This window comes from Streptomyces sp. NPDC059524, from assembly GCF_042749255.1.
Classification (GTDB): domain Bacteria; phylum Actinomycetota; class Actinomycetes; order Streptomycetales; family Streptomycetaceae; genus Streptomyces; species Streptomyces xanthii.
In genome coordinates this window covers 14,603-20,923 of record NZ_JBHYTK010000141.1, presented here as the reverse complement: position 1 = coordinate 20,923, position 6,321 = coordinate 14,603, and the positions used below count along the sequence as shown (strand labels likewise).

General features: G+C 68.4%; 5 protein-coding genes. 4 read left to right on the top strand and 1 reads right to left on the bottom strand.

The features are described 5' to 3' along the window. Nucleotides 1-15 precede the first annotated feature (15 nt). Complete coding sequence (locus tag ACFW9D_RS30160) at nt 16-1,395, bottom strand: cysteine desulfurase/sulfurtransferase TusA family protein (protein ID WP_384627062.1); 1,380 nt, start codon at nt 1,393-1,395, stop codon at nt 16-18. Between the two features lie 293 nt (nt 1,396-1,688). Here ACFW9D_RS30160 and coxB point away from each other — a divergent pair, with 293 nt between their 5' ends. The 4 genes from coxB to ACFW9D_RS30140 all read left to right on the top strand — a co-directional run bounded on the left by coxB (nt 1,689) and on the right by ACFW9D_RS30140 (nt 6,164). Further along, entirely contained in the window at nt 1,689-2,648 is a 960-nt protein-coding gene (gene coxB / locus ACFW9D_RS30155) for a cytochrome c oxidase subunit II (RefSeq protein ID WP_188339352.1), read from the top strand. Further along, nucleotides 2,645-4,381 carry a cytochrome c oxidase subunit I gene (ctaD, locus tag ACFW9D_RS30150; RefSeq protein ID WP_188339353.1) on the top strand — a complete coding sequence of 579 codons (1,737 nt, stop codon included), beginning with the start codon at nt 2,645-2,647 and terminating at the stop codon, nt 4,379-4,381. Before coxB ends, ctaD begins: the two co-directional genes overlap by 4 nt. Continuing rightward, complete coding sequence (locus ACFW9D_RS30145; RefSeq protein ID WP_188339354.1) at nt 4,378-4,776, top strand: cytochrome c oxidase subunit 4; 399 nt, start codon at nt 4,378-4,380, stop codon at nt 4,774-4,776. Before ctaD ends, ACFW9D_RS30145 begins: the two co-directional genes overlap by 4 nt. Nucleotides 4,777-4,913: 137 nt before the next feature. Next, nucleotides 4,914-6,164, top strand: coding sequence for an Ig-like domain-containing protein (locus ACFW9D_RS30140; protein WP_188339355.1), 1,251 nt, complete (start codon nt 4,914-4,916; stop codon nt 6,162-6,164). The last annotated feature ends 157 nt before the right edge of the window (nt 6,165-6,321 follow it).

The following is a 6,321-nucleotide window of genomic DNA, read 5'->3' as shown; positions in this document are numbered from 1 at the left end:
AGTTCCCCGCGCCCCTTACGGGGCCCTCCGCACCACGTAGGAGGTGGCCCCGTCAGGCCCCGGGGTCGCCCCCAGATAATCGTGGCCCTGGGTGAAGCACCAGGCCGGGATGTCGACCGCGGCGACCTCGTCATCGGCGACCACCGTGACCGTCCCGCCCACTCGCACCGAAAGAATCGCCCGGCCCAGCTCGATCACCGGCTGCGGACACACCATCCCCAGCGCGTCCACGGTCACCGCCTCCGCCGACCCGGCCGGCCCGGCCACCGGAGCCCCGAGCTTCTCCCGCACCCCCGACACGACCCCGGGCAGCACGTCCAGGAACCGCTCGACCTCGGCCGCCTCGACCCCGAGCGGCAGCGACACCCGTACGTTCCCCTCGCTCACCACACCCATCGCCCGCAGCACATGGCTGGGCGTCAGCGTGCTGCTCGTGCAGGACGAACCGGACGAGACGGAGAACCCGGCCCGGTCCAGCTCGTGCAGCACGGTCTCCCCGTCGACATAGAGACAGGAGAAGGTCACCAGATGCGGCAGCCGCCGCTCCGGATCCCCGACCACCTCCACGTCCGGCACCAGCGCGGGCACCCGCTCCCGGATCCGCGCCGTCAGCTCCCGCAGCCGCGCGGACTCCGCGGCCGCCTCCGCCCGCACCGCCCGCAGCGACGCCGCCGCGGCCACGATCGCCGGGATGTTCTCGAACCCGGCCGCGCGCCCCGACTCCCGTTCGTCGGCGGGCCCCTGCGGAGCGAACCGCACTCCCTTGCGCACGACCAGCAGCCCGACCCCCGCGGGGCCGCCCCACTTGTGCGCGCTCCCGGCCAGCAGCGACCAGGGCCCCGGCACCGGCCCCCAGGCCAGCGACTGCGCGGCGTCCACGAACAACGGAACCCCGGCCTCGCGGCACGCCTCGGCGACCTCCTCGACCGGCTGAACCGTGCCCACCTCGTGATTGGCGGACTGCAGCGCGGCCAGCGCGGTGTCGGGCCGCAGCGCGGCGGCGTACTCGGCCACCCGGACCGCGCCCGTCCGGTCGACCCCCACCTCGTCGACCACGCCGCCCGCGCCCTGATGGGCCGCGGCCGAATGGAGCACGGCGGAGTGTTCCACCGCCGAGACGGCCAGCCGCCGCCCGGCGCGCCGGCGTCCGGCGAGCGCCCCCACCACACCCTCATGCACCGCACGCGTTCCGGACGACGTGAAAACGAGCTCGTCCGGCCGGCAGCCCACCGCCTCCGCGGCGGCCTCCCGCGCGGCGTCGAGCAGCAGCCGCGCCCGCCGCCCCTCCCGGTACAGGCGCGCCGGATCGGCCCACCCCTCGTCGATCGAGGCCAGCAACGCCTGCCGCGCCACGTCGTGGAGCGGCGCACCCGAAGCAACATCGAAATAACCCACGCCCCAAAACTAGAGCGCCGCGTGCGGCCCCCCGCCGCGAGACCCCTCGAACACCAGGCCAAACACCCCCCAAACCCCCCGTCAGAAACCAGATCCAGCCCCCCGATCCCACCCTTCGGAGTGACCCGCGGCGCGTTAGGCACCCTCCCCGCGCGACCCCAAATAGCGTCCAGTAGGGTTTGGTCCGCATAAACATCCAAACCCCTGCCCGTGTGCCAGGGCGGCGAGCGACCAGCGAGATGGCGGCCGTAGCCAACCAAAGAGCGCGGGCGAGACTCTCGGGAAGGCGCTACGTGAGTCCCAACGGCTCCGACCGCTCGTCGCGGCGCCCGATGCGGCGGAAGCTGCCGCAGGTGCTGACTGCGGGCCTGATCCTGGTAACCGCTACCGGTTGCACATACAAGGACTTCCCTCGTCTTGGTATGCCCACCCCGGTGACGGAGGAGGCCCCTAGGATCCTCTCCCTCTGGCAGGGCTCGTGGGCGGCAGCGCTCGCCACGGGCGTGCTGGTGTGGGGTCTGATCCTGTGGAGCATCATCTTCCACCGGCGCAGCCGCACCAAGATCGAGGTTCCCACTCAGACCCGGTACAACATGCCCCTCGAGGCGCTGTACACGGTGGTTCCTCTCATCGTCGTCTCGGTCCTCTTCTACTTCGTGGCACGAGACGAGTCGAAGCTCCTGAAGCTCGACGACAAGCCCGCGCACACCATCAACGTGGTCGGCTACCAGTGGAGCTGGGGCTTCAACTACGTCGAGAACGTGCCGGGTGTGAAGGGCGACGGCAAGACGTCCAAGGAACTCGCCGCGATCCCGCAGCGCTTCAAGGACGACTTCCCGGCGAACGCCGGCGGTGTCTACGAGGTCGGTACCCCCGGTACGCGGAACCCGCAGACCAACAACCCCGGCCCCACCCTCTGGCTCCCCAAGGGCGAGAAGGTCCGCTTCGTCCTGACTTCGCGTGACGTCATCCACTCCTTCTGGGTGGTGCCGTTCCTCATGAAGCAGGACGTCATCCCGGGCCACACCAACGCCTTCGAGGTGACCCCCAACAAGGAGGGGACCTTCCTGGGCAAGTGCGCCGAGCTCTGCGGCGTCGACCACTCCCGGATGCTGTTCAACGTGAAGGTCGTCTCTCCGGAGAAGTACGAGCAGCACCTCAAGGACCTGGCCAAGAAGGGGCAGACCGGTTACGTCCCGTCGGGCATCGCCCAGACGGACCACGAGAAGAACCGGGAGACGAAGACAACGTGAGCATCCTCAACGAACCTCAGGGTGCCGCGGCAGCAGACGACTCGTACGAGAACGAGCTGCCGGTACGGCCCAAGAGTCCCGGCGCGACCGTGATCAAGTGGCTCACCACCACTGACCACAAGACGATCGGCACGCTCTACCTGGTCACGTCGTTCGCGTTCTTCTGCATCGGCGGACTGATGGCGCTCTTCATGCGCGCCGAACTCGCCCGACCCGGCAACCAGCTGATGTCGAACGAGCAGTTCAACCAGGCGTTCACGATGCACGGCACGATCATGCTGCTGATGTTCGCGACGCCGCTGTTCGCGGGCTTCGCGAACTGGATCATGCCGCTGCAGATCGGCGCGCCCGACGTGGCGTTCCCGCGACTGAACATGTTCGCCTACTGGCTGTACCTGTTCGGCTCGCTGATCGCCGTGGCCGGCTTCCTCACCCCGCAGGGTGCCGCCGACTTCGGCTGGTTCGCCTACAGCCCGCTGTCGGACGCCGTCCGCTCGCCGGGCATCGGCGCCGACATGTGGATCATGGGTCTGGCCTTCTCCGGCTTCGGCACGATCCTCGGTTCGGTCAACTTCATCACCACGATCATCTGCATGCGCGCACCGGGCATGACCATGTTCCGCATGCCGATCTTCGTGTGGAACGTGCTGCTGACCGGTGTCCTCGTCCTGCTGGCCTTCCCGGTCCTGGCCGCCGCGCTGTTCGCCCTGGAGGCGGACCGCAAGTTCGGTGCCCATGTCTTCGACGCGGCCAACGGTGGCGCACTGCTGTGGCAGCACCTCTTCTGGTTCTTCGGACACCCAGAGGTGTACATCATCGCCCTGCCGTTCTTCGGCATCATTTCCGAAGTCATCCCGGTCTTCTCCCGCAAGCCGATGTTCGGTTACTCGGGTCTGATCGGCGCGACGATCGCGATCGCGGGTCTGTCCGTGACCGTGTGGGCGCACCACATGTACGTCACCGGTGGCGTGCTGCTCCCGTTCTTCTCCTTCATGACGTTCCTCATCGCCGTACCGACCGGCGTGAAGTTCTTCAACTGGATCGGAACGATGTGGAAGGGCTCGCTGTCCTTCGAGACTCCGATGCTCTGGGCGATCGGCTTCCTGATCACCTTCACCTTCGGTGGTCTGACCGGTGTGATCCTGGCGGCCCCGCCGCTGGACTTCCACATCTCCGACTCGTACTTCGTGGTGGCGCACTTCCACTACGTCGTCTTCGGAACGGTCGTCTTCGCGATGTTCGCCGGCTTCCACTTCTGGTGGCCGAAGTTCACCGGCAAGATGCTGGACGAGCGCCTCGGCAAGATCACGTTCTGGACGCTGTTCGTGGGCTTCCACGGCACGTTCCTGGTGCAGCACTGGCTGGGTGTCGAGGGCATGCCGCGTCGTTACGCGGACTACCTCGCGGCCGACGGCTTCACCGCGCTGAACACGGTCTCGACGATCGCGTCCTTCCTGCTCGGTCTGTCGATCCTGCCGTTCTTCTACAACATCTGGAAGACGGCCAAGTACGGCAAGAAGATCGAGGTCGACGACCCGTGGGGCTACGGCCGTTCGCTCGAGTGGGCGACGTCCTGCCCGCCGCCGCGGCACAACTTCCTCACCCTGCCGCGGATCCGTTCGGAATCCCCGGCGTTCGACCTGCACCACCCGGAGATCGCGGCCCTCGACCAGCTGGAGAACTCCGGCCACGGCGGTAAGGCCATCGCTGGCGGCAAGGAGGCCGGCAAGTGAAGGTCCAAGGCAAGATGTTCATCTGGCTGAGCCTCTTCGTCCTGATCATGGCCGCCGTCTACGGCGCCTGGTCGAAGGAGCCGGCCGGTACCACCGCGCTGTTCCTGGCGTTCGGCCTGTGCATCATGGTCGGCTACTACCTGGCCTTCACGGCCCGGCGGGTCGACACCGGCGCCCAGGACAACAAGGAGGCCGAGGTCTCCGACGACTCCGGCGAGGTGGGCTTCTTCAGCCCGCACTCCTGGCAGCCGCTCTCCCTCGCCGTCGGTGGCGCGCTCGCCTTCATGGGCGTCGTCTTCGGCTGGTGGCTGCTCTACTTCTCCGCCCCCGTGATCCTGTTCGGCCTGTGGGGCTGGGTCTTCGAGTACTACCGCGGCGAGAACCAGAACCAGTAGCACCGAGGTTCTGAACTCCCGTGCACGAAGGGCCCGGACACTCCTTGGGGAGCGTCCGGGCCCTTCGGCGTGTCGCGGCATGACCCGTGCGGCTCACCCGGCGCGCCGCGCCGGGGGAACCTTCCTACGGTGAGTTCATGAACCACTCACCGCGCATAGTCTCGGTTGTCGGAAGCTCCGTGCTGGTGGCCGCCCTCGGTGTGGGTGTCACGGCCTGCGGCAGCTCCGGCCACCCGCTCTCCGCCCAGCCGTACGACGCGGCGAGCCAGATCACCTTCAAGGGCCCCTCCGGCAAGAAGAAGGCCGATCCCGACAAGCCGCTGGAGATCACCTCCGAGGACGACGGCCGCATCACCGATGTGACGGCCACCGACGCCATGGGCCGCTACGTGGCGGGCGAACTCTCCGCCGACGGCCGCAGATGGCACACCACCACCCCGCTGGCCGCGAACGCCTCGTACACGGTCCGGGTCAGCACCGAGGACGAGGACGGGGCACCCGGCCGCAAGGTCCTCACCTTCGAGACCGGCAAGCCCTCCAAGGAGAAGGACCTCAAGGTCACCTTCGGCCCGCAGAAGGGCAAGTACGGCGTCGGCCAGCCCATCACCGCCGAGCTCAACAAGCCCGTCAAGGACCCGGACGCCCGCACCGTCGTCGAACGGGCCCTGAAGGTCGACTCCCAGCCCTCCGCCGGCGGCGGCTCCTGGTACTGGGTCGACGACAAGACGCTGCACTACCGCCCCGAGAAGTACTGGCCCGCCCACGCCACCATCACGGCGCGCAGCAACCTCAAGGGCATAAAGGTGACCGACTCCCTGTGGGGCGGCGAGAGCAAGCCGCTGACCATCACCACGGGGGACCGCATAGAGGCCGTCACGGACGCCTCCTCGCACGAGATGACGGTCTACCGCAACGGCGAGGCCATCAACACGATCCCGGTGACCACGGGCAAGCCCGGCTTCGAGACGCGCAACGGCGTCAAGGTCGTGCTCGGCAAGGAGTACTACGTACGGATGCGCGGCACCAGCATCGGCATCTCCGAGGGGTCCTCGGACTCGTACGACCTGCCGGTGTACTACGCGACCCGGGTCACCTGGAGCGGCGAGTACGTGCACGCCGCGCCCTGGTCCACGGGCTCCCAGGGATCGGAGAACGTCAGCCACGGCTGCACCGGCATGAGCACCGACAACGCCGCCTGGTTCTTCGACACCGTGCGCGAGGGCGACATCGTGAAGGTCGTCAACAGCAACGGCGAGGACATGGACCCGTTCGGCAACGGCTTCGGCGACTGGAACGTCAGTTGGAAGAAGTGGCAGGAGGGCAGCTCGTTGACGAACCCCAAGAAGCCCGCCCCCGTGCTGCAGGCTCGGCTCAGCCCCGAGGTCTGAGCGGTCCCGGCAGACCCGGAGGCCGGCTCCGGATGTGACACTTCCGACTCCCGTACGCGACCCCCGACGGGGGTGGGCGGGGGGGGGGGGCCCCCGAGGGGCCGCACAGGCCCCCCGGCCCCGCCGGGGAGGCACACGGGGGCCCGCGCGCCCCCGG

Excerpts from the sequence above, each read along its gene's own strand:
- ACFW9D_RS30140 (WP_188339355.1), top strand. The coding sequence starts at position 4,914 with ATGAACCACTCACCGCGCATAGTCTCGGTTGTCGGAAGCTCCGTGCTG.